21 protein-coding genes are annotated in these 20,740 nt (G+C 70.4%); 15 read left to right on the top strand and 6 right to left on the bottom strand.

Annotated features, from left to right (window positions below; translation table 11 throughout):
* Positions 1 to 16: 16 nt before the first annotated feature.
* Together C7444_RS03430 and pedF are read right to left on the bottom strand one after the other, a co-directional pair.
* A complete protein-coding gene (locus C7444_RS03430; RefSeq protein ID WP_110399414.1) occupies positions 17 to 910 on the bottom strand; it encodes a substrate-binding periplasmic protein in 894 nt (297 codons plus the stop codon).
* 93 nt (positions 911 to 1,003) lie between these two features.
* A complete protein-coding gene (gene pedF / locus C7444_RS03435; RefSeq protein ID WP_110399415.1) occupies positions 1,004 to 1,477 on the bottom strand; it encodes a cytochrome c-550 PedF in 474 nt (157 codons plus the stop codon).
* Positions 1,478 to 1,817: 340 nt separating this feature from the next.
* Between pedF and C7444_RS03440 the strand changes: the two genes are divergently transcribed.
* The gene (locus C7444_RS03440) at positions 1,818 to 3,965 is read left to right on the top strand and encodes a sigma-54-dependent Fis family transcriptional regulator (RefSeq protein ID WP_245909389.1); all 2,148 of its coding nucleotides are present in this window, start codon (positions 1,818 to 1,820) and stop codon (positions 3,963 to 3,965) included.
* Positions 3,966 to 3,983: 18 nt separating this feature from the next.
* Here the strand turns inward: C7444_RS03440 and C7444_RS03445 are convergent, their stop codons facing one another.
* Entirely contained in the window at positions 3,984 to 4,946 is a 963-nt protein-coding gene (locus C7444_RS03445; protein WP_110399417.1) for a hypothetical protein, read from the bottom strand.
* Positions 4,947 to 5,244: 298 nt separating this feature from the next.
* Here C7444_RS03445 and C7444_RS03450 point away from each other — a divergent pair, with 298 nt between their 5' ends.
* From C7444_RS03450 to C7444_RS03495, 10 genes are all read left to right on the top strand, one after another.
* Complete coding sequence (locus C7444_RS03450; RefSeq protein WP_110399418.1) at positions 5,245 to 6,102, top strand: MBL fold metallo-hydrolase; 858 nt, start codon at positions 5,245 to 5,247, stop codon at positions 6,100 to 6,102.
* A 56-nt stretch (positions 6,103 to 6,158) separates the two neighbouring features.
* A complete protein-coding gene (locus C7444_RS03455; RefSeq protein WP_245909390.1) occupies positions 6,159 to 6,893 on the top strand; it encodes an ATP-binding cassette domain-containing protein in 735 nt (244 codons plus the stop codon).
* A 76-nt stretch (positions 6,894 to 6,969) separates the two neighbouring features.
* Positions 6,970 to 7,950, top strand: coding sequence for a PQQ-dependent catabolism-associated beta-propeller protein (locus tag C7444_RS03460; RefSeq protein ID WP_110399419.1), 981 nt, complete (start codon positions 6,970 to 6,972; stop codon positions 7,948 to 7,950).
* A gap of 5 nt (positions 7,951 to 7,955) precedes the next feature.
* Positions 7,956 to 9,128, top strand: a complete 1,173-nt coding sequence (locus C7444_RS03465; protein WP_110399487.1) for a type 1 periplasmic-binding domain-containing protein — start codon at positions 7,956 to 7,958, stop codon at positions 9,126 to 9,128.
* On the top strand, positions 9,125 to 9,946 hold the full coding sequence (locus C7444_RS03470) for an ABC transporter permease (RefSeq protein WP_110399420.1): 822 nt from the start codon (positions 9,125 to 9,127) through the stop codon (positions 9,944 to 9,946). The genes C7444_RS03465 and C7444_RS03470 overlap by 4 nt, the downstream gene beginning before the upstream one ends.
* On the top strand, positions 9,943 to 10,653 hold the full coding sequence (locus tag C7444_RS03475) for a MotA/TolQ/ExbB proton channel family protein (protein WP_245909391.1): 711 nt from the start codon (positions 9,943 to 9,945) through the stop codon (positions 10,651 to 10,653). Before C7444_RS03470 ends, C7444_RS03475 begins: the two co-directional genes overlap by 4 nt.
* A 3-nt stretch (positions 10,654 to 10,656) precedes the next feature.
* Positions 10,657 to 11,277, top strand: a complete 621-nt coding sequence (locus tag C7444_RS03480) for a hypothetical protein (protein WP_110399422.1) — start codon at positions 10,657 to 10,659, stop codon at positions 11,275 to 11,277.
* Positions 11,278 to 11,289: 12 nt separating this feature from the next.
* The gene (locus C7444_RS03485) at positions 11,290 to 11,784 is read left to right on the top strand and encodes a hypothetical protein (RefSeq protein ID WP_110399423.1); all 495 of its coding nucleotides are present in this window, start codon (positions 11,290 to 11,292) and stop codon (positions 11,782 to 11,784) included.
* Between the two features lie 11 nt (positions 11,785 to 11,795).
* Complete coding sequence (locus C7444_RS03490; RefSeq protein WP_245909392.1) at positions 11,796 to 12,548, top strand: hypothetical protein; 753 nt, start codon at positions 11,796 to 11,798, stop codon at positions 12,546 to 12,548.
* Positions 12,539 to 13,534 carry a tripartite tricarboxylate transporter substrate binding protein gene (locus C7444_RS03495; protein ID WP_110399424.1) on the top strand — a complete coding sequence of 332 codons (996 nt, stop codon included), beginning with the start codon at positions 12,539 to 12,541 and terminating at the stop codon, positions 13,532 to 13,534. Before C7444_RS03490 ends, C7444_RS03495 begins: the two co-directional genes overlap by 10 nt.
* Before the next feature lie 20 nt (positions 13,535 to 13,554).
* Here C7444_RS03495 and C7444_RS03500 read toward each other — a convergent pair whose 3' ends face one another.
* Both C7444_RS03500 and C7444_RS03505 read right to left on the bottom strand, forming a co-directional pair.
* On the bottom strand, positions 13,555 to 15,156 hold the full coding sequence (locus C7444_RS03500; RefSeq protein ID WP_110399425.1) for a sensor histidine kinase: 1,602 nt from the start codon (positions 15,154 to 15,156) through the stop codon (positions 13,555 to 13,557).
* Entirely contained in the window at positions 15,153 to 15,788 is a 636-nt protein-coding gene (locus tag C7444_RS03505; RefSeq protein ID WP_110399426.1) for a response regulator, read from the bottom strand. Before C7444_RS03505 ends, C7444_RS03500 begins: the two co-directional genes overlap by 4 nt.
* A gap of 314 nt (positions 15,789 to 16,102) precedes the next feature.
* Here C7444_RS03505 and C7444_RS03510 point away from each other — a divergent pair, with 314 nt between their 5' ends.
* From C7444_RS03510 to C7444_RS03520, 3 genes are read left to right on the top strand one after another with little or no spacing between them, the layout of a single operon-like run.
* Positions 16,103 to 17,992, top strand: coding sequence for a methanol/ethanol family PQQ-dependent dehydrogenase (locus tag C7444_RS03510; protein ID WP_110399427.1), 1,890 nt, complete (start codon positions 16,103 to 16,105; stop codon positions 17,990 to 17,992).
* On the top strand, positions 17,989 to 18,615 hold the full coding sequence (locus C7444_RS03515; protein ID WP_211317470.1) for a pentapeptide repeat-containing protein: 627 nt from the start codon (positions 17,989 to 17,991) through the stop codon (positions 18,613 to 18,615). Before C7444_RS03510 ends, C7444_RS03515 begins: the two co-directional genes overlap by 4 nt.
* 1 nt (position 18,616) lies before the next feature.
* Positions 18,617 to 19,033, top strand: coding sequence for a c-type cytochrome (locus C7444_RS03520; RefSeq protein ID WP_170130613.1), 417 nt, complete (start codon positions 18,617 to 18,619; stop codon positions 19,031 to 19,033).
* A gap of 28 nt (positions 19,034 to 19,061) precedes the next feature.
* Here the strand turns inward: C7444_RS03520 and C7444_RS03525 are convergent, their stop codons facing one another.
* Positions 19,062 to 19,547 (bottom strand): CAP domain-containing protein, encoded by a 486-nt coding sequence (locus tag C7444_RS03525; protein ID WP_170130614.1) that lies wholly within the window; start codon positions 19,545 to 19,547, stop codon positions 19,062 to 19,064.
* Between the two features lie 371 nt (positions 19,548 to 19,918).
* Here C7444_RS03525 and C7444_RS03530 point away from each other — a divergent pair, with 371 nt between their 5' ends.
* A complete protein-coding gene (locus tag C7444_RS03530) occupies positions 19,919 to 20,728 on the top strand; it encodes an FRG domain-containing protein (RefSeq protein ID WP_110399431.1) in 810 nt (269 codons plus the stop codon).
* Positions 20,729 to 20,740: the final 12 nt, after the last annotated feature.

Below are 20,740 nucleotides of genomic sequence, written 5' to 3' on the forward strand. Positions count from 1 at the left end.
GCCGTGCCGGCCATGATCAGACGCGCTGCCAGTCGAGCCGGCCCTGGGCGAAGAGCTGGCGCACCTCGCCCGACTGCGACATCTGCTCCAGCGCGGCCTGCAGCGCCTGGGCCAGGTCCTGCGCCTCGCGCTTGACGGCCATGCCCACGGCCCAGCCGTCCCTCGGTGCCCGCGGGGTGGGCAGGCGGGTGATGGCGTAGCGGGCATCGCCGCCGAGCGTGGACTCCAGTTCCGAGCGCAGGCCGCAGGCCGCGGCCACCTCGCCGCGGCGCAGCATCTCGCAGGCCTCGACGCCGTTGCCGACCTTGGTGATCAGCTGCTCGCGCAAGGCGCCGCCGTCGGCCCCCAGCATCAGCCAGCCGCCCAGCGACAGGCCGGCCACGGCCGTCCGGTGCCGGCGCAGCGGCTCGAGGCTGTCGAGCTCGGGCAGCAGTTCGAGGTTGCGCGCGATCATCACCCGCTCGCGCCAGTAGGGCCCGAAGATCTCGACCCGCGGATTGGCCTGCATCAGCGGGCGATCCACCGGCACGTGCAGCAGCACGTCGGCCGGACCGTAGCCGAGGTAGTGACCACGCCAGACCATGTTGCGCAGGTCGTCGTTCATGTTGTCGTCGGCGGGGAAGGGCAGCATCTTCAGCGCGACGCCGAGGCTGCGCGCCAGGGCGCGGGCCATCTCGACCTCGATGCCGCGGCCCTGCAGATGGAACGGCGGCAGGTCGTTGTAGAGCCCGACCGTCAGGTGGCCGCGGGTGCGGATGCGCTCCAGTGCCGACGGCTCGTCGCTGTCGGCGGCATGCACGCTGCCCAGCAAGGCGAAGCTGCCCAGGCCGAGTGCGGTCTGTCCGGCCTGGCGCAGCCAGGTCCGGCGTGGGGTGCTGCGCGGCGGGCGCTGGCTCTGCGAGTGATCCATCGGTGTCGTCTCCTCGTGCCACTGGCGGTGGCATCGTGTCGGTGGCTGTGGCGGGTCATGCGGGCGAGCCGGCGGCTCGTCCCGCCGTCGGCCTCACAGCGGCTTTTCGCGCCGCGTCTCCAGGTAGGACTTGATCGCCCACATGCCTTCCTGCGAGATCATGCCCTCGAACGGCGGCATGTAGACCGCGCCGTTGCGGGTGCGGCCGTTGCGCACCGTGGTCAGGAAGAACTCTTCCATCTCGTTGACGCAGGCGGTCTTCTTGCGCTCGTTGGGCGCGGTGGCGCACTCGTTGTCCAGGCGGCGCAGGTCCGGGGCGATGCCGCCGGAGATCGCCTCGATGCCGTGGCAGCGGGCGCAGTTCTGGTTGAACGCCGAGGTGCCGATGCGGATCGCCGCCTCGTTCTTGCTGTAGGGGTTGGTGCTGCGCCATTCGGCGCCCAGGGGCTGCAGGCCGGTGGTGTCGACCGCCTGGGGCGTGACGTCGCCGTGGGCGGCGGCCAGGTTGGCCACGACCGCGCAGGCCAGGGTCAGCGCCGCAGCGCGCAGGAAGTCTCCAGTTGCCATGATTCTCGTCTCCGGTGGGTTGATGTTGCTGGCATCGAATCTGCAATCGCTATGCCACAGCAGTGTTCGCCCGTGCCGGGGCTTTCGAGTCGAGGGTCTGTCCGGAGGGCACTGTCCTGAAATGGCGCGCAGCATCGCGCCTGTTCTAAGATCGGTGACACAGTGCAGCGGCGCTTGTTTGAATTGTCAGCAGCTGTTGCAACTGTTGCGGCGATTCAGATCAGGTGTCGTCCCGCCTCGGTACAACAGAAGAATCGTCCACCCGCCCACGGGGGTCGAACAGGAGACATGAAACATGGCTGGTCCGTTCACGCCTGCGTCGGCAGGAGTCCGACTTCGCATGGGGGCGGACGAGCCCCGGCGCCCGATCGCCTCGGCCCTGCCGCTGGCGGGCGAACATGTCGAGAAGATCGACCAGTCGCACGATCGCTGCCACGCGCTCGGCCTGTCGCGCATCGAGCGGCCGGATTTTTCGCCGCTGGGCCGCTCCGACCTGTCGGTCGTGCGCGAGCGCAACCAGCGGCTCTACGCCCATGCGGCGCCGGTCATGGAGATGCTGTTCGAGCAGATCGTCAACAGCGACTCGATGGTGCTGCTGTGCGATGCCACCGGCACGATCCTGCATTCCATCGGCGACACCGAGTTCACCAGCCGGGCCTCCAAGGTCGCGCTGCAGCCGGGCGTGAACTGGTCCGAATCGTCCAAGGGCACCAACGCGGTGGGCACCGCGCTGATCGAGGAGTCGCCGACCCTCGTGCATGCCGACGAGCATTTCATGCATGCCAACCACTTCATGACCTGCTCGGCCGCGCCCATCCTCGATCCGCGCGGCAACATCCTGGGCGTGCTCGACGTCTCGGGTGACCAGCGCAGCTACCACCAGCACACGATGGGGCTGGTGAAGATGAGCGCGCGCATGATCGAGAACCACTGGCTGACGGACGACTACCGCAACGTCATGCGGGTGCATTTCCACAGCCGCGTCGAGTTCATCGGCACGCTGATGGAGGGCATCCTCGCCATCAGCCAGGACGGGCGCATCGTCGGTGCCAACCGCGGGGCGCTGGAGCAGCTCGGCCTGAGCGGCGCCGCGCTGCGCATGCACAACATCTCCTCGCTGTTCGGCACCACCGTGGCGGTGCTGGTCGACCGCTTCCGCTCGCCGCTGTCCACGCCCCAGCCCGTCGAGATGCAGGGCGGGCGGCAGTTCCACGTCTACGCCCGCTTCAACTGGCCGGTCTGGCACAGCCTCAACGACAGCACGGCCACGCTGGTGCGCGCCGACGAGTCCATCCAGCGCATCGAGGACCCGTCGCTGTTCGCGCCGTCGGTGGGCACCGAGGCACCCCGCCCGGCCGGCGGCGGCGAGATCGGCACCCGCGCGCCGGTGGCCGTGCCGCAGGGCGGGCTGGCCAGCCTGACCACCGGTGATGCGCAGGTGGCCACCGTCGTCGACAAGATCCGCCGCGTGGTCAACCGCGACATCCCGATCCTGGTGCTGGGCGAGACCGGCACCGGCAAGGAGCTGCTCGCGCGCGCGATCCACCAGGACTCCGACCGCGCGCGCCAGCCCTTCGTCGCGGTCAACTGCGCCTCCATCCCCGACACGCTGATCGAGTCCGAGCTGTTCGGCTACGAAGAGGGCGCGTTCACCGGCGCGCGCCGCAAGGGCGCGGTCGGCAAGATCGTGCAGGCCAACGGCGGCACGCTGTTCCTCGACGAGATCGGCGACATGCCGGTGGCGCTGCAGGCGCACCTGCTGCGGGTGCTGCAGGAGCGCCAGGTCACGCCGCTGGGCAGCGGCAAGGCGGTGCAGGTCGACGTGGCGCTGGTCTGCGCGACCCACCGCAACCTGCGCGAGATGATCGAGCAGAAGACCTTCCGCGAGGACCTCTACTACCGCCTCAACGGCCTGGCCGTTCGCCTGCCGCCGCTGCGCGAGCGCACCGACCTGATGGCGCTGGTCGATCGCATCCTCGAGCGCGAGTGCCCCGGCCGCGGCCTGCAGCTCAGCCCCGAGGTGGCGCGGCTGTTCAAGGGCTACCGCTGGCCCGGCAACGTGCGCCAGCTGTTCAACGTGCTGCGCACTGCCTGCGTGATGGCCGCCAGCGAGCGGGTGATCACGCGCGATCACCTCTCCGACGACTTCCTCGAGGACGCGCGCCGGGCGCTGGCCGAGCTGGGGGCGGCGCAGGCCGAGGTCGCCGCGCCGGTGGCCGTGCCGACCGAGCCGGCGGCCGCGGGCATGCCTCAGGGTGTGGCGGTCGTGTCGGCGCCGGCCACCGCAGCCGCCGCGGTAGCGGCAGCGGTCGTGCCGCCGTCCGCGGCGCTGCCCGAAGGGCTGTCCCGCTCGCTCGAGGACATCGAGATCCTGACCATCCAGCGGGCGGTCGAGGCCGCGGGCGGCAACATCTCGGTGGCGGCCAAGCGGCTGGGCATCAGCCGCAACACGATCTACCGCAAGCTGCGCTGGAACGTGCCGCGCTGACGCGCGGGCCGGCACGGTTCAGCGGGTCGGCGCCGGGTCGGTGTCGAAGGCTCGGTCCTCCAGCAGCCGCCAGACCCGCTGCCGGTTCAGTTCGTGGCGCGGGTGTGCGGTCCGGTCGGCGGACAGACCGGCCAGCGTGGCCGCGGCCGCATCGGTCTCGTGGGGCAGCCGGCCGCGTGCCTGCGCGTCGGCGACCGACTGCTCCAGCGCCTGCCAGTAGCTCAGATGGTGAGCCACGTCGGCGGCCTCGAGCCACGGGCCCTGCTCGGGCAGCCAGTGGTGGATCGGCCGGCCCTGCGGCCGCCAAGCCTGCAGCGCCCGGGTCGACTGCACCATCTCCGCCAGCCCGGCGTCCCGCAGGTCGGGCGGGCCGTCGCCCCACAGCAGGCCGTGGGCGCAGGCCAGGCCGGCCCGGGGCAGCGCCCAGACCGTGACGGGCGTGCCTTCACCCCGCTGCAGCAGCTGCCAGGAGAACGGCCCCAGCGTGCCCCGTGCGCCCTGCAGCAGGTGGTCGGGCAGGCGCACGGCGGTGCCCGGGTCGGCCGGCCGGCCGCGCCGTTCGGCCAGCCGGTTCACGCAGCGTGGGCAGCGCACGCGCATCACCGCGGCCACGTCGGCATGGGCCCAGCAGCGTGCCGGTGACAGGCCGGCCTGGCCCAGCACCAGCTCGGCCCGCGGCCAGGGCGCGATCACGTCGGTGACCGGCCCGCCCGCCAGGCGCTGCAGCCGTGCCGCGATCCGCCGGGTGTAGCGGGCGTCGGGTCCGCTGCCGAGCAGCCACAGGCGGGTGCCATGCCGGACGGCGAGCAGGTTCGAGGTGGCGCCCTGGTTGGCGGCGCTGCTGTCGCCGGGCTCGCCGTGCAGCGACCAGATTCCGCGGGCCACCGGCTGCCAACCGGGCGCTGCCGCGGCCGCCCCGGCGCCGGGGCGCGGCGCGAGGGCCAGCGCCTCGGGCGTGGCCAGCAGCAGGGCCAGACGCACCGCTGACCGAAGGATCGGGCGCCGTCCTGCTGTTTGTGTCATTTCGGGCATGGGCCGTGTTTCAGGATGGAGCAACTGCGGGACAAGGGGGCGGAACCGAGGGCAGACCCTAGGTCGCCAGCGAGCGTGGGCGCGGCGGGAGGCCGCAGGACGTGCTGACCCCGGGGTGTGCGGTGCTGGAGCAGCGATCCATCGTGCCGGCACATGACTTGCTGTGATCCCTGCACATCGAGCCGACAGTGTGCCGCCGCAGGCCACCGACCGCACAGCAAGAGCAAACCCGCGAAGGGGCCACGTCATGAAACTGATCATCCTCAAGGGGGGCGATGACGCCGTTCCTCACGGGCACGCCTGGCGCCGCCAGGCCGAGCCCAGCCGCAGCGCCGGGGCGCTGGCGCTGTCCGGCGATGCGGCCCAGTCACAGTGGGTGCTGATCAATGTGTCACCGTCGGTGGTGCATCAGCTCAACACCGATGCCCGCCTGCTGCGCCACCGTGGCCTGGCCGACGCCAGCGCCCGCGCGGTGGTGCTGACCGACGCCCGGGTCGACCACGTGACCGGTCTGCTGAGCCTGCGCGACGGGGCGCCGATCCACCTCTACGCCACGCCCGCGGTGTTCGAGGAGTTGACTCACAGCCTGCCGGTGCTGCCGGTGCTGCAGCACTACTGCGGCGTGCACTGGCATGTGATCCCGGTGGCCGGCGAGTGCCGCGAGTCGGTCTTCCGCGTCGAGGGCCAGCCCACGCTCGAGTTCACCGCGCTGGCCACCGACGGGCCGGTGCCGCCGCACGCCTCGCGGGCGGCCGCGCCGGCCACCGGCGAGACCATCGCGCTGGCCGTGCGTGACCTGGTGACCGGCCAGCGCGTCTTCCTCGTCAGCGGCCTGAGCCAGGCGGGGCCCGAGGCGACGGCGTGGATGCAGGAGGCCGACTGCCTGGTGGTCGGCGACACCCCCGAGAGCCCGCGCCCCGGCCGCATGGCCGAGGTCGATGCGCCGGCCGAGATCGACGTGCTGGGCCTGATGCAGGGCATCCACGCCCGCCGCAAGGTGCTGATGTGCCGCCCCGAGCAGCAGGCGCCCGCCTGTGCCCAGGTGCAACGGCTGGAGCAGTGTGGTGTCGAGGTCGCGGCCGACCGCATGGAGATCGAGCTCTAGCCATGCGGACAAACACGGGGCCGACAGCGATGGACGCACCCGGTACAACCCTGGTCATGTCGAACGGATCCTCATCCCTGTTGCATGTCGTCGGTCTGGTCAAGCGCTACGGCACGAGGCCGGCGCTGGCCGGGCTGAGCGTGGACCTGGCCGCCGGCCAGATGGTGGTGCTGCTGGGTCCCAACGGGGCGGGCAAGTCCACGCTGTTCCAGGTGCTGACGGGCCTGTTCGTCGCCGACGAGGGGGAGGTCGAGGTGGCCGGCCAGTCGCTGCGCCGCTCGGCGGTGCGGGCGCTGCGTGACATCGGCGTGGTGTTCCAGCAGATGTCGCTGGACCTGGACCTGTCGGTCGAGCGCAACCTGCGTTTCCACGCCGACCTGCACGGCCTGCCACGAGCGGTGGCCACCGAGCGCCTGCAGGCCGGCTGCGCCGCGCTGGGCATCGACCAGGACCTCGGCCGGCTGGTGCGCGAGCTGTCGGGCGGCAACCGCCGCAAGGTCGAGCTGGTGCGCGCGCTGCTGCACCGGCCCCGGGTCGTGCTGATGGACGAGCCCACGGTCGGGCTCGATCCCAAGTCGCGCCGCGACCTGATGGCCGCCATCCGCGCCGACGTCGCCGAGCGCGGCAGCACGGTGCTGTGGGCCACCCACCTGGTCGAGGAGGCCGAGGCCGCCGACCGGGTGCTGGTGCTGCACCGGGGCCGGCTGCTGGCCGACGGCACGCCGGCGCAGGTCACGGCCGCGCTGGGCGGGCCTGATCTCGAAGAGGCGTTCATCCGGGCCACCGGCTGAATCGATCCGCCCGGGTCCTGCGGGTCGATGCCTGGAACCTGACCGACCCATTCACACAAGCACAAGGAGACAGAAGATGATGCACGACATCCTGAACACGGCCCGCACGGCCATCGCGTTCGCTGCGCTGCTGGCGGCCCAGGCCGCGACGGCCCAGGTGGCCTACGTGTCCAGCGAGAAGGACCACACGCTGACCGTGCTCGACCTCAAGACCCAGGCGGTCGTGGGCACCGTGCCGACCTGCAAGCGTCCGCGCCACATGGTCCTGACGCCGGACGGCAAGCAGCTGATGGTGGCCTGCGGCGATTCCGGCCAGGCCGACGTGATCGACCTGGCCACCCGCAAGTCGGTGCGCAGGATCGACCTGGGCGAAGACCCGGAGATCTTCGACCTCAGCCCCGATGGCAAGACCCTCTACGTCAGCAACGAGGAGGACGGCGAACTCGGTGTCGTCGACCTGGCCAGCGGCAAGCGGGTCAAGTCCATCGAGGTGGGCAAGGAGCCCGAGGGCGTGAAGGTCAGCCCGGATGGCCGGACGGTCTACGTCACCTCCGAGGTCGCCAGCATGGTGCACGTGATCGATGCCGCCAGTGGCAAGGTGACGAAGAACGTCAAGGCCGGCAAGCGGCCGCGCCGCTTCGCGATGACACCCGACGGCACCCAGCTGTGGGTGACCAACGAGCTGGGCGCCAGCGTCACCGTCATCTCCACCCGGGACCACACCGTGCTCGACACGATCCGCTTCGAGGTCAAGGGCGCCCGGGCCGCCGACATCACGCCGGTGGGCATCACGATGAGCGCCGACGGCAAGCGCGCCTTCGTCGGTCTGGGCAAGGCCAACCATGTCGCCTTCGTCGATGTCGCCAGCCGCAAGACCACCGATCTGGTGCTGGTGGGCAAGCGGGCCTGGGGGGTCGGCCTGAACAAGGCGCAGGACCGGCTCTACGTGGTCAACGGCCTGTCCGACGACCTGAGCATCGTCGACGTGCCGGCGGCCAAGGCGATCCGCACGGTGCCCGTCGGCCGGGTGCCGCACAGCGTGATCGTGGTGGAGTGATCACCATGGACCGAGGCGAGGTGCGTCGATCCGCGAGCCTGCTGGTGCTGGGCCTCGGCCTGGCGGCAGGGGCTCATGCCGTGAGCTTCAAGGCGGTGCTGCTGGTGCCGGCCGACGACACGAGGCTGGAGCGCAGCCGCGTCGAGCGCGCCTACCTCGGCCACCCCACCGGGGCGGCGATCGACGGCATCCAGTCGGCGCTGAAGGAGGCCCGCCTCGAGATGGAATCCGCCGGTGCCAGCCTGAGCGTCGAGGCGGTCGAGGTGGCGACGCTCGAGGCGGTGCGCGCGGCGGCGCAGAAGGCCGAGAAGGCCGGAGCGGTGGCGCTGCTAACCGACCTGCCGGCGGCCTGGACCGTCGCGGCCGCCGACGCGGCCCGGCTGCCGGTGCTCAACCTCGGTGAGGCCTCCGACAGCCTGCGCCAGCAGGATTGCCGGGCACGCCTGCTGCATCTGGCGCCCAGCGAGCGCATGCGGGCCGACGCGCTGGCCCAGACCCTGATCTCGCGCCGCTGGCAGCAGGTGCTGCTGCTGACCGGACCGAGCCCGGCCGATGCGCTGCGCAGCGCCACCGCGCAGGCGGCCATCAAGCGCTACGGGCTCAAGCTGGTGGGCAGCAAGCCGTTCAAGCTGTCGGGTGACCCGCGCGAGCGGGACCTGGCCAACCCGCTGCTGCTGACCCAGGGTGGCCACGACGTGGTGTGGGTCGTCGACAGCGACGGCGAGTTCGCCCGCAGCCTGCCCTACCGCACCGCCACGCCGCGCCCGGTCGTCGGCGACGCCGGGCTGGTGGCGCTGGCCTGGCATGCCCAGTACGACCGTTTTGGCGCGCCCCAGGTGTCGCGGCGCTTCACGAAGTCGGCTGGCCGGCCGATGAGCGCCCACGACTGGAGCGCCTGGCTGGGCGGCAAGGCGCTGGCCGCGGCCGCCGTGGCGGCGCCCAGGGGCCCGGCGGCCGCGTTCCAGAAGGCCCTGGTCGAGGCCGAGCTGGATGGCTCCAAGGGCGTCTCGATGACCTTCCGGCCCTGGGACGGCCAGCTGCGCCAGCCGCTGCTGCTCAGCGACGGCCAGGGCGTGATCGGCACCGCCCCGGTCGACGGGGTGCAGCACCCGAAGAACAGCCTCGACACGCTCGGGGCCGACGCGCCCGAGAAGCTCTGCAAGGTGGCCCGGCCATGATCGCCCATGCGCTGCAGGCCATGCGCGCCATCGTCGGGCGCGAGGTGGCCAAGTTCTCGCGCCAGACCGGCCGGCTGGTCTCGGCGCTGGTGCGCCCGCTGTTGTGGCTGGCCGTGTTCGCGGCCGGGTTCCGCAACGTCTTCGGCCTGGCGATCGCCGAGCCCTACGACACCTACATCCCCTACGACCTCTACATCGCGCCGGGCCTGATCGGCATGGTGCTGCTGTTCAACGGCATGCAGTCGAGCCTGGCCATGGTCTATGACCGCGAGATGGGCCTGATGCGCCTGCTGCTGACCGCGCCGCTGCCGCGGCCGTGGATCCTGTTCTGCAAGCTGACGGCCACCGCCGTGCTGTCGCTGGCGCAGGCCGGCGCCTTCGTGGTGATCGCCGCGCTGCTGGGCACCTCGCTGCCGGTGCTCGGCCCGCAGACGCCCCACGTGCTGCTGGCGGCGGTCAGCGCGGCGCTGATGCTGGGCGCGCTCGGGCTGCTGCTGAGCGTGCACATCCGCCAGCTCGAGAACTTCGCCGGCACGATGAACTTCGTCATCTTCCCGATGTACTTCATGTCCACCGCGCTCTATCCGCTGTGGAAGCTGGAGGAGTCGGGCGCGGGCTGGGTCTGGCAGATCGCGCGCTTCAACCCGTTCACGCACGCGGTCGAGTGGATGCGCTACGCGATGTACGGCAAGGATCCGGGCCTGTCGCCCTGGATCGTGCTGGGCACGCTGGCGCTGTGCTTCTTCGTGGCCAGCTGGGGGTATGACCCGCAGCGTGGCTTCGGCGCCCTGACCAAGCGGGGCGGGGGGCCGGCATGAGCGGCGGCATGGGCGGCCTGCTGTCGAGCGGGCGCGGGGGGAGCGGGCGGGCGGCGGTCGACGAGCCGCTGTGGCTCGAGTGGCTGACGCTGGGCGGGCTGCTCGCCTTCGCGACCTGGCTGCTGGGCGCGCGGGGGGTCTGGCACCTGCTGCTGACGTCCGACCCGACCGGGCTGACGCTGGTGATCCTGGTGGTGTTCGTCGCGGCGACGCTGTGGTGCGGCAGCCGCTCGAGGGAGCTGCAGCGCCAGCGCCGGCTGATGCTGGCCGCGGCCCGCCAGGCCCGCCACGGCGACCCGGGCGACGACGGCTGGGCCGGCGCCTACTGGGCGGCGCTGGCCGCGTCGCCGCGCGACTCCGGGGCGCCGCTGGACCTGCTGCTCGACCAGGCCCAGGGCCCGCACCACACCGCCTGGTGGGTCAACGGCATCCAGCTCAAGCTCGGCCTGCTGGGCAAGGTGATCGGCTTCTCGATGCTGGCGATCCAGATCGGCCAGATGCAGAGCTTCGACGCCGCGCAGTCGCAGGACCTGCTGCGCAGCCTGACCTCGGGCCTGGGGGTCGCGCTGCTGACGACCATGGTCGGGCTGGTGGGCAACATCCTGCTGGGGCTGCAGCTGACCCGGCTGGACCGCTACGCCGATGCGCTGGTCAGCGACTGCCAGCGCCTGGGCCTGGCGATCGGTGCGTCGCGGCAAGGGGACTGAGCCATGGCGCGCCAGGGACGGCGGGGTCGCTCCGGCGGCCGGGAGGCCGAGGTCGATCCGTTCTACGACATGTTGTTCAACATGCTGATCGCCTTCGTCTTCTGCTTCATCATCGCGCTGCTGGCGATGAACCCGAAGGCGCTGAAGGCGGGCGACATCCCCGCCAAGGCCGAGTACATCGTCACCGTCTCCTGGCCCGACATGAACCCCGACGACATCGACGCCTGGGCGCAGGATCCGGCCGGCAACCTGGTCTGGTTCCGTGCCCGCGAGGCCGGCCTGATGCACCTGGACCGCGACGACCGCGGCCTGTCCAACGACACCATCGTGGTCAACGGCCGGCAGGTGGTCAACCCGCTCAACCAGGAGGTGGTGTCGCTGCGGGGCATCGCCACGGGCGAGTACACGATCAATGCGCACTACTACGAGACCAAGGACGGCCAGCCGGTCGAGGCCACGGTGTCGGTGGTGAAGATCAACCCGCGGGCCGAGGTCGTCTACTACGGCCAGGCCACGCTGGCGCGCAAGGGCGACGAGGCCACGCTGGTGCGCTTCACCGTGCTGCCTGACGGCAGCGTCGGGCAGATCAGCACGCTGCCCAAGCCGCTGGTGCAGCGTTATTGAGGACGACAGGAAATGACACTCGCCGTGACGATGGGACTGGTGCTGCTCGCGGCGCTGGCGGTGCTGGCGCTGCTGTGGTCGCACTGGCCGATGTGGCTGCGTGCGCTGCTGGTGGCCGGGGTGACGGTGTTCTTCTTCTGGGCCGAGGACGCCGCCCACCAGCTCTCGGGCTGGCCGAGCGCCGATGCACTGCCCGAGCGCTTCGTGCTGCTCGCCGCCGTGATCGAGGAGCCGACGACGAAGTCGCCGGGCGCGCTGTTCGTCTGGGCCCAGGCGCTCGAGAACGGCAAGCCGTCCCGTGCGCCACGGGCCTACCAGCTGCCCTATGCCAAGGACCTGCACGCGCTGCTCAACGAAGGCATGAAGAAGGCCCGCCAGGGCGTGACCCAGCTGGGCACGGCCGAGCCCAAGGCCGGCAAGCGCGGACCGAGCTGGCTGCGCCCGGGCAGCGACGAGCAGGTGGTCAAGATCCGCGACCTGCCGGTGGCTCAGCTGCCTGAAAAATGAGCCCGCCGACCGTGATCCCGACTACCCTCGGTCCGATGCGTCGCCTGCACGCCCCGATGTGGCTGTCGCTGCTGCTCGCGGCCTGCCTCGGCGGCTGTGGCCGCGGCGAGCCGGGCCGCGACTTCTTTCCGCTCGAGGCCGGCCACCGCTGGACTTACGACGTGAGCAGCGAGTGGGAGGGCAGCCCGCCCGAACGGGAGTCGCTGACGCTGCAGGCGCTGGGCGAGCACAGCCTCGAGGGCTTCGACGGCCTGGACGGGCGGGCCTGGCAGCGCCACGGCGACTCCGGGGTCGACTACTGGCACCGCTGCGACGAGACCGGCATCTACCGGGTGGCCAGCAAGAGCGAGGCCGATCCGCAGCCCCAGCCCGATGCGGTGCGCCGCTACGTGCTCAAGGCGCCGTTCGTGGTCGGCACGAGCTGGCAGGCCAGCACCACCGCCTACCTGCTGCGCCGGCGCAACGAGTTCCCGCCCGAGATCCGGCACAGTCATCCGGCCATCCCGATGACCTACACCATCGAGGCGGTGCAGCAGAAGGTGCAGACGGCGGCGGGATCGCACGAGGGCTGCCTGCGGGTGCGTGGCCAGGCGACCGTGAGGCTGTTCGCCGATCCGGTCAACGGCTGGCAGGACCTGCCGTTGAGCACCCGCGAGTGGTACTGCCCGGGGGTCGGGCTGGTGCGCCTGGAGCGCAGCGAACCCGCCAGCTCCACCTTCCTGGTGGGCGGGGTGATGAAGATGGAACTGGTGTCATGGCAATGATGGATCGACGGCGCGCGCTCGGTGCGCTGGCCGCATGTGCGTTCGGCCCGGTCGCGGCCAGGGTGTCGGCCCAGCCGGGGGGCGAGCGTTTCCCGTCGCGTCCCGTCACGCTGTGGGTGCCCTGGCCGGCCGGTGGCGCGACCGACCTGACCCTGCGCCTGCTGGCCGAGCTGGCCGGGCGCCAGCTCGGCCAGAAGGTGCTGATCGAGAACCGTGCCGGTGCCGGCGGCACGCTGGCCATGCCGGTGCTGCAGCAGGCCGCTCCCGACGGCTACACCATCGCCCAGATGCCTCAGCCGGTGTTCCGCCTGCCGCACCTGCAGAAGGTGCTGTGGGACCCGATCCGCGACACCACGCCCATCCTGCAGGTCTCGGGCGTGACCTTCGGCATCGTCGTGCCCGCGGCCAGCCCGCTGCGCTCGCTCGAGGACCTGTTCACCTGGGCCCGCGCCCGCCCGGGCGAGCTGACCGTGGCCACCAACGGCGCGGGCACCACGCCGCACATGGTCATGGACGAGCTCTTCGAGCGGCGCGGCCTGAGCTATCTGCACATCCCCTACAAGGGCACGGCCGAGCAGATGCTGGCGGTGTCGTCCGGTCAGGTCATGGTCGGGGTCAACTCCAACGGCTTCGCGCCCTTTGTCGACAGCGCCCGCCTGCGCCTGCTGGTCACCTTCGGCGAGCACCGCACCCGCCGCTGGCCGCAGGTGCCCACGCTCAAGGAGCTGGGGCAGGGCATCGTCGCCACATCGCCCTACGGCCTGGCTGGCCCGCGTGGCATGGCGCCGGCGGTGGTGAAGGTGCTGCACGACGCCTTCCACGTCGCCATGCAGGATCCCGCGCACCTGGCCGAGCTGGCACGCTACGACCAGGAGCTGGCCTACCTGGGCAGCGAGGACTATGGCCACGCGATGCGCGAGAGCTTTGCCGCCGAGCGCCGGGCGGTCGAGCGCCTGGGGCTGGCCCGCCCGGCCACGGGTGGATGAGCCTGGTCTCCTGATCGCGCTCAGGAGGCTGCGGACGCCATCGCCTCATGCGGCCTGACCCGGTGCAGGCGGGTGTGCAGATCGGCCCGCAGTCGCAGCCCGCGTCCGTTCGGGCCCGGCTCGCAGGTCCAGCGTCCACCGAGTGACCAGACCCGCTCGCGCATGCCCGCCATGCCATTGCCACGCTGGGTCGCTCGGCTGGCCTCGGCCAGTCCTTCTCCGTCATCGGTACAGGTCCAGTGCAGGCTCAAGGGACGGGCCACGGGGCTTGCAGGGTCAGTCGTGTCGGCGGTCTCGGCCAGTTCCAGCGCCAGCTGCAGCGTGACCGTGCGTGCGCTCCGGGCGTGTCGCACGGCGTTGGTCAGCGCCTCCTGGCTCAGCCGGTAAAGGGCCAGCGCCGGTTCGCGCGGCAGGCGATGGCCGTGGGTCCAGCGTCGCTGCCCGGGGTCCGCCTCCAGGTCGATCAGCGATGAGCCCGTTCCCGCCGATCCGCGGGGGTCGTGCAGGCTCACGCTCATCTGCATCCGCGGCACGCCGCGTTCCCCCGGGTCATCGCTGGCAGCGTCGCTCTCCACCGTGGCCCAGCTGTGCACCAGCGACTGCAGCAGCTCGATCAGCCGGGCGACGCTGATGCCGTCCTGGACGTCCGCGCCGGTGGGGCCGAACGGCCTCAGGTGGGTCAGCAGCCCTCTCAGGTCCGCCTGCAGCCGGGTGCAATGCCGGGTGAGGTCGTTCACCGAGTCCTGCAGGCCGGCCTGTTGAGGGCCGGATTCGCGCCCCAGCTGCCGCGCCAGGCAGTTGAGGTCCAGACGCAGGGCCGTCAGCCGCTGCCCCAGTTCGTCGTGCAGTTCATGGGCGATGTGCTGACGCTCGTCCTCCTGCAGCGTGAGGATCCTGTGGCTGAGCAGGCGGCGCTGCGATTCCGTGTCCGCCAGACTGCTGGCCAGCTGCCGCAGGGCCAGGCGGATCTGCTCCAGTTCCTGGACGGGCATGACGGGCAACTGCTGCAACGGCCCGTCACGCTGGTGCTCCAGCTCGGCCATGGCGGCCAGCAGCTGCCTCAGGGGCCGGAAGGCGCATGCCAGGTTGAATCGCATCACCGCCAGCATGCCCAGCACGCAGGTCAGCAGCAGTCCGATGCTGTCCAGCAGGCCTGACATCGCTTCCTCCCGTTCGCTCTCCGCCGATGCCACCAGCGACAGTGTCCAGGCCCGGCCTTGCGGACGAGGCATTGCCCAGGCGATGGTGCGTCGCTCGCCGGGCGGAAAGAAGTGGCGGTGCAGTGCCATCATGAGCGAGATCGGGCCCTCGGGCTTCTGCGCAGGTGCGGGTGACAGCACCATCCGACCTTGCTCGTCGGTCACCTGCAGCTCCAGGTGGCGCAGCACCCCCGTGCTGCCCAGGCTGGCCAGGCGCTGCCGTGCGCTCGGGTCGTCGAGCGTGGACAGAGGCTGAAGCTGGGCCATCACGTGAGCCAGTGCCATGGCGGCATCGACCTCCTGGTCGGTGTCCTCGGCTGCCTGGCGGCCCCCCAGAATCAGCGCCACCAGCAGCGTGAGCACGGCGACCCCGGAGGCGCGTCGCATCACCTGCCGCGGCAGGTCCAGCGGTGGGGTCGTCACAGCTGCACCAGACCGTGCTCGGCCGCCAGACGCAGCAGCTGGAAGTCGCTGTGGGCATCGAGCTTCTGGCGAATCAGCGACATGTTGTTGTGGATGGTCTTGGGGCTGAGGCAGAGTGCTCCCGCGATCTGGTCCGTGCTCTGCCCATGGGCGGCCAGGCGCAGCACCTCGAACTCGCGCGGGGTCAACTGGGTCAGCGGGCTGTGCGCCTCATGCTGTCCGTGTTCGGCCAGCAGGGCCTGGGCGATCTCGCCGCTGTAGATGCGCCGGCCCTGATGCACGAGCCGGATCGCCTCGAGCATGTCGTCGGGGTCGCTGTCCTTGGTCAGGTAGCCCGAGGCCCCCGCCCTCAGAGCCTGCAGCGCGAAGCCGTGGTGGGCGTGCATCGTGAAGACCAGCACCCGCAGGCCCGGGCACCGCTGGCGCAGGCGAGGAATCGCCTCCAGTCCGCTGTCGCCCTTGAGGCTGAGATCGACGACGGCGACGTCCACCTGTTGCTGTCGCACCAGTTCGCAAGCCTGTGCGGACGTGGCAGCTTCAGCCACCACCTGCATGTCGGGCTCCTGGGCAATGAGCTTGCGGTAGCCGGCTCGCACCACGGCGTGGTCGTCGAGCAGCAGGATGTGGATCATGGGCGGGTCTCCTTCGTTCTTCTGTTCGTGATGTCAGTCAAGGGCTGTTCCCAGGGTGCCGTATCACCCTGGTACAGCGTGACACGGGGGAAAACCCGGCTGATCTGGCGCTGTTCTGCCGTCTTTCAGGGATCCTGCAGCACACCGGCTTGTGTCAGGGCTGAACAAGCAAAGGGTGTTCCCAAATGGCGATGTCTGGCGGGAATGGTTCCCTGGCTTGCCGGGATGCAGTCCCGATACAGGCAGGGAACGGATTCCTAGACTGGCGTGGCCTGATCCCTTCGAGCCAGGCCACATTCAAGAGGAGACCCAACATGCATCCCCGCCACTCCGCCCGTCGGGCATCCGGGCCCGTCGCCCTGGCCGTTGCCGCGCTGCTGGCGCTGACCGGCCAGAGCGCACAGGCCGTGCGCAACGTCACCTGGGACGACATCGCCAACGACGACAGGACCGGCCAGGATGTGCTGGGTTACGGCCTCGGGCTGAAGGCGCAGCGTCACAGTCCGCTCAAGCGGGTCAACACCAGCAACGTCAAGGATCTGTTGCCGGTGTGGTCCTTCTCCTTCGGTGGGGAAAAGCAGCGTGGTCAGGAGGCTCAGGCACTGGTCCATGACGGGGTGATCTACGTCACCAGTTCCTACTCCCGTTTCCATGCGCTCGATGCCAAGACCGGCAAGCAGCTCTGGACCTACGAACATCGTCTGCCCGATGACATCCGCCCTTGCTGTGACGTGGTCAACCGAGGCCCGGCCATCTATGGAGACAAAGTCTATTTCGGCACGCTCGACGCGGCCATCGTCGCGCTCGACCGGGCGACCGGCAAGGTGGTGTGGAAGGAGAAGTTCGCTGATCACAAGGTGGGCTACACCATGACCGGTGCGCCGACCATCGTGAAGGAGAAGAACGGGCGTGTGCTACTCGTGCATGGCTCCTCGGGTGACGAGTTCGGTGTCGTGGGCTGGCTCTATGCCCGTGATCCGGACACCGGGGAGGAGGTCTGGGCTCGACCGCTGGTCGAGGGTCACAAGGGCCGTCTGGCCGGCAAGGACGGCACCACGACCGGTGACGCCAGCGCACCGAGCTGGCCGCGTGACAAGGAGGGCAAGCTGGTCGACGCCTGGAACCACGGGGGCGGTGCGCCATGGCAGTCGGCGTCCTTCGATCCGGAAACCAACACCATCGTCATCGGCGCAGGCAATCCCGCACCCTGGAACACCTGGAAGCGCACGAAGGAAGGGGACGATCCGAAGAACTGGGACAGCCTTTTCACCTCGGGTCAGGCGTATGTCGACGCCAGCACTGGCGAGCTCAAGGGCTTCTATCAGCACACGCCCAACGATGCGTGGGACTTCTCGGGCAACAACTCGGTCGTGTTGTTCGAGTACAAGGGCAAGGACGGCAAGCTGGTCAAGGCCAGCGCCCACGCCGACCGGAACGGTTTCTTCTACGTCACCGACCGGACCAAGCTGGCCACTGGCGCGGGCTATCCGAACAAGCCGACGGCGCTGATCAACGCCTGGCCTTTCGTCGACGGCATCACCTGGGCCACCAGCATCGACGTCAAGACAGGCAAGCCCGTCGAAGTGTCCGGCCAGCGCCCGGCCCTGCCGGTCGACGGCTCGGACAAGGGCAAGGCGGTCTTCGTCTCGCCACCGTTCCTGGGCGGCACCAACTGGATGCCGATGTCCTACAGCCCCGAAACGGGCCTGTTCTACATCCCTGGCAACCACTGGGCCATGGACTACTGGACCGAGAACCTGACTTACAAGGCCGGTTCAGCCTATCTCGGTCAGGGCTTCCGCATCAAGCGCCTGTACGACGACCACGTGGGCACGCTGCGAGCCATCGACCCTAAGACCGGCAAGATCGCCTGGGAACACAAGGAGAAGTTCCCGCTCTGGGCCGGCACGCTCACCACCGCGGGCGGCCTGCTGATCACCGGCACCTCGGATGGCTTCGTGAAAGCTTTCGACGCCCGTTCAGGCGAAGAGCTGTGGAAGTTCCAGACGGGTTCCGGCGTGGTGTCGGTACCGGTCACCTGGGAGCAGGATGGTGAGCAGTACATCGGTCTTTCCAGCGGTTATGGCGGAGCGGTGCCGCTGTGGGGGGGCGACATGGCCGAGCTGACCAAGCAGGTCACGCAGGGCGGCAGCTACTGGGTCTTCAAGCTGCCACGTTCCAGCAGCAAGGTGGCGACGAAGTGAGCCGCGCAGGTGTCGCCTGGTCGGGGCGCCTGCGTCGCCCCGGCCTGCTCATGGCGCTTGGCCTGCTGTGGCCGGTGCTGACGGTGCAGGCGGGCGGTCCGTCCGGCGAGCGGGCGCCGCCCGAGGTGACGGTGATCAACGGCTGTCATCTCTGGCCCTATGCCCGATGTCCAGGTGCGGACCTGCGCCATGCTTCCCTCGCCGGAAAGGACCTGCGGGGAGCTGACTTCACGGGTGCGCATCTGGCCCGTGCCGATCTGCGGTCGGCCAACCTGGCCGGTGCACGGCTCGATGGTGCGGACCTGACCGCCGTGCGTGCCTACGCGCTCAACGCGCCGGGGGCCTCGCTGCGCCAGGCGAGGCTGGTGGGCGCCCATCTCGAGATGGCTCGTTTGTTCCGTGCCGACTTCAGCGGTGCTGACCTCACCGCCGCCAACCTGGAAGCGGCCAAGCTGAACTTCGTGTGGTTCGTGGGCGCCCGGTTGGTCGATGCGGACCTGCAGGAGGCCAAGTTCAACGCGGCCAACCTCAAGGGAGCCCGGCTGGATGGAGCGATGTTGCGCTACACCATCTTTCCGGATGCCGTGATGGATGACTGTTCTGGCTGTCCGGAGGGATGGTGAGATGACGGATCTGCAATGGATGCGACCGGTGAATGTCGGGCTGGCTGCCGCGCTGGCGCTGCTCGGCCTGGAGGCCGGGGCCCAGGCTCCCGACGACCGGCTGTTGCAGGGGCGACAGGCCTACGAGCAACACTGCAGCAGCTGCCATGCACCACCGGGCCAGACGTCGCCCGAGGCACCCGACCTGCGTCGCCTGGACAGCTTCTGCCGCCGGTTGAGCGAGCCGGCATTGATCCTGCGTTGCCGATCGGATGTCGATGCCTACTTCGTGCACTCGGTGCGCGAAGGCAAGGTGAGGGCTGGCCTGGTCCACATGCCCCCCTGGAAGGATCGGCTCGACGAGGCCACCATCCTGGCCATCCGCCGCTACGTGGAGACTCCCGCCTGGTCTGAGGTGCCCGGCGCGACGCCACGCTGAGCCGATCCTCGATCCGGGCGCATCGGCCTCAGCGCGGCGCGGCCAGGTCCATCGTCCAGTAGAGGGTGCCGTCGCTGGCGGCCACGCAGCTGACGGCCACCTCGGTCAGCGCCGGGTTCATCACGTTGGCGCAGTGGCCGGCGCTGTCCATCCAGCCGCTCATCACCGTGTCGATGCTGCCGTAACCCGAGGCGATGTTCTCGGCCACGGCCGACCAGCCGTAGCCGGCTGCCGTGATGCGGGCACCCAGCGCGGCCTCGCCGGTGAGCTGGTGTTCGGTCCGGCCCAGCCGGGCCATCTCGCCGCTGTGGGCGGCGGCGGCCGAGAACAGCTTCGCGTTCCAGGCCAGCGCGGTGGTGGCGGCGAAGCTGCCCGACGTGCCGCAGCTGCGTGCCGTGGCGCGGCGGGTGTTGATCGCCTGCAGCATCGTGGCCTGGAAGCCGGTGATCGAGCAGGTGGTGCCGGCCGAGGTCGTGGACGCGGCTGCCGTGCCGGCGACGGCGTCATCGGCCATGTCCCCGCCCGCGCAGCCGATCAGCAGCGTTCCTGCCAGGATCGCGGCGCCAACCCGTCGCCGGGGCCGCCTGGCCGCAAGGAGGGTGGCGCCGGTCAGGGGTCGGCGGGGCGGGTGCGGTGGCGACATCGGAGGGAGGACGGGCATGTGCAGGGCCAAGGGCGTGGATCCGGATCGGGGAGATCGTTCAGCTGGATCCGATGGGTTTCAGTTTGTGCATTTTCGGTGTTGCTGGTGCGGCTGCATACCCTTGAGCACGGGGTGTCGCGCGTCGGATGGCGACCGCACCGACCGGACGGGCCCTGTCGGGTCGGATCGCCTGTCATGGCCGCCGGTCATGATGGGGCCGGACATGGCAGGAGATCTATACGATGCGGGTGATCATGCTGCAGAGCTGGCAGGACTTTCTCGACCACACCGGCCGGCTCGAGGGCTGGGCCTTCCGCGGCCAGCGTTCGGCCAGCTGGCCGCTGCTGAGCTCCCTGTCGCGCCGGCTGCTGGCCTATTGCCCCGACCAGCGCCTGTGGCCGCTGCGCGAGGCGCGTGCGATGCGCGTCTTCCGGCGCAAGGCCCATGTGCACCTCGATCATCCGCAGGCCCTCGACGACGCGCTGCGCTGCCTGGCGATGATGCAGCACCACGGTGCGGCGACCCGGCTGCTGGACTTCACCAAGTCGCCGTTCGTGGCGGCCTTCTTCGCGATGGAGTCGGCCACCGACGACGCGGCCGTCTACGCGCTCGACACCACGACGCTGTGGAGCGCACGGCCGGCATTCGCGCCCGAGCTGACCCGCGAGGTGATCGATCCGCGCCAGCCGGGCCACTTCGAGCGCCACTTCCTGGACAACCGCGAGCCGCTGGTCTGGTTCGGCGAGCCCTCCGAGATGGACCGGCGCCTGGTGGCGCAGTCGGGGCTGTTCGTCGTGCCGGGGCGGCTGGAGGCGCCGCTCGACGAGCTGCTGAGGCAGTACAGCGACCAGGGGCCGTCGCTGCTGATCCAGCTGGTGCTGCCGCACGGCCTGCGCGCCCGGGCCATGCGCGAGCTCTACCGCATGAACATCACCCACGCCACGCTGCTGCCCGATCTGGATGGACTGGCTCATTCGATGAACCAGGAGCTGGAGATCGTCTGGGAGCGTCTGATCGAGGAGTACCTCGCCGAGCCGCCCCACAGGACCTGAGCCGACCACGCT

The sequence above is a fragment of the Sphaerotilus hippei genome (assembly GCF_003201595.1).
Lineage (GTDB): Bacteria > Pseudomonadota > Gammaproteobacteria > Burkholderiales > Burkholderiaceae_C > Sphaerotilus > Sphaerotilus hippei.

Coding starts and splice junctions, on each gene's coding strand:
- C7444_RS03505 (WP_110399426.1), bottom strand. CDS start 15,788: ATGATCCACATCCTGCTGCTCGACGACCACGCCGTGGTGCGAGCCGGC.
- C7444_RS03530 (WP_110399431.1), top strand. CDS start 19,919: ATGCGGGTGATCATGCTGCAGAGCTGGCAGGACTTTCTCGACCACACC.
- C7444_RS03450 (WP_110399418.1), top strand. CDS start 5,245: ATGAAACTGATCATCCTCAAGGGGGGCGATGACGCCGTTCCTCACGGG.
- C7444_RS03430 (WP_110399414.1), bottom strand. CDS start 910: ATGGATCACTCGCAGAGCCAGCGCCCGCCGCGCAGCACCCCACGCCGG.
- C7444_RS03510 (WP_110399427.1), top strand. CDS start 16,103: ATGCATCCCCGCCACTCCGCCCGTCGGGCATCCGGGCCCGTCGCCCTG.
- C7444_RS03460 (WP_110399419.1), top strand. CDS start 6,970: ATGATGCACGACATCCTGAACACGGCCCGCACGGCCATCGCGTTCGCT.
- pedF (WP_110399415.1), bottom strand. CDS start 1,477: ATGGCAACTGGAGACTTCCTGCGCGCTGCGGCGCTGACCCTGGCCTGC.
- C7444_RS03520 (WP_170130613.1), top strand. CDS start 18,617: ATGACGGATCTGCAATGGATGCGACCGGTGAATGTCGGGCTGGCTGCC.
- C7444_RS03440 (WP_245909389.1), top strand. CDS start 1,818: ATGGGGGCGGACGAGCCCCGGCGCCCGATCGCCTCGGCCCTGCCGCTG.
- C7444_RS03495 (WP_110399424.1), top strand. CDS start 12,539: ATGGCAATGATGGATCGACGGCGCGCGCTCGGTGCGCTGGCCGCATGT.
- C7444_RS03470 (WP_110399420.1), top strand. CDS start 9,125: ATGATCGCCCATGCGCTGCAGGCCATGCGCGCCATCGTCGGGCGCGAG.
- C7444_RS03475 (WP_245909391.1), top strand. CDS start 9,943: ATGAGCGGCGGCATGGGCGGCCTGCTGTCGAGCGGGCGCGGGGGGAGC.
- C7444_RS03455 (WP_245909390.1), top strand. CDS start 6,159: ATGTCGAACGGATCCTCATCCCTGTTGCATGTCGTCGGTCTGGTCAAG.
- C7444_RS03465 (WP_110399487.1), top strand. CDS start 7,956: ATGGACCGAGGCGAGGTGCGTCGATCCGCGAGCCTGCTGGTGCTGGGC.
- C7444_RS03525 (WP_170130614.1), bottom strand. CDS start 19,547: ATGGCCGATGACGCCGTCGCCGGCACGGCAGCCGCGTCCACGACCTCG.
- C7444_RS03485 (WP_110399423.1), top strand. CDS start 11,290: ATGACACTCGCCGTGACGATGGGACTGGTGCTGCTCGCGGCGCTGGCG.
- C7444_RS03480 (WP_110399422.1), top strand. CDS start 10,657: ATGGCGCGCCAGGGACGGCGGGGTCGCTCCGGCGGCCGGGAGGCCGAG.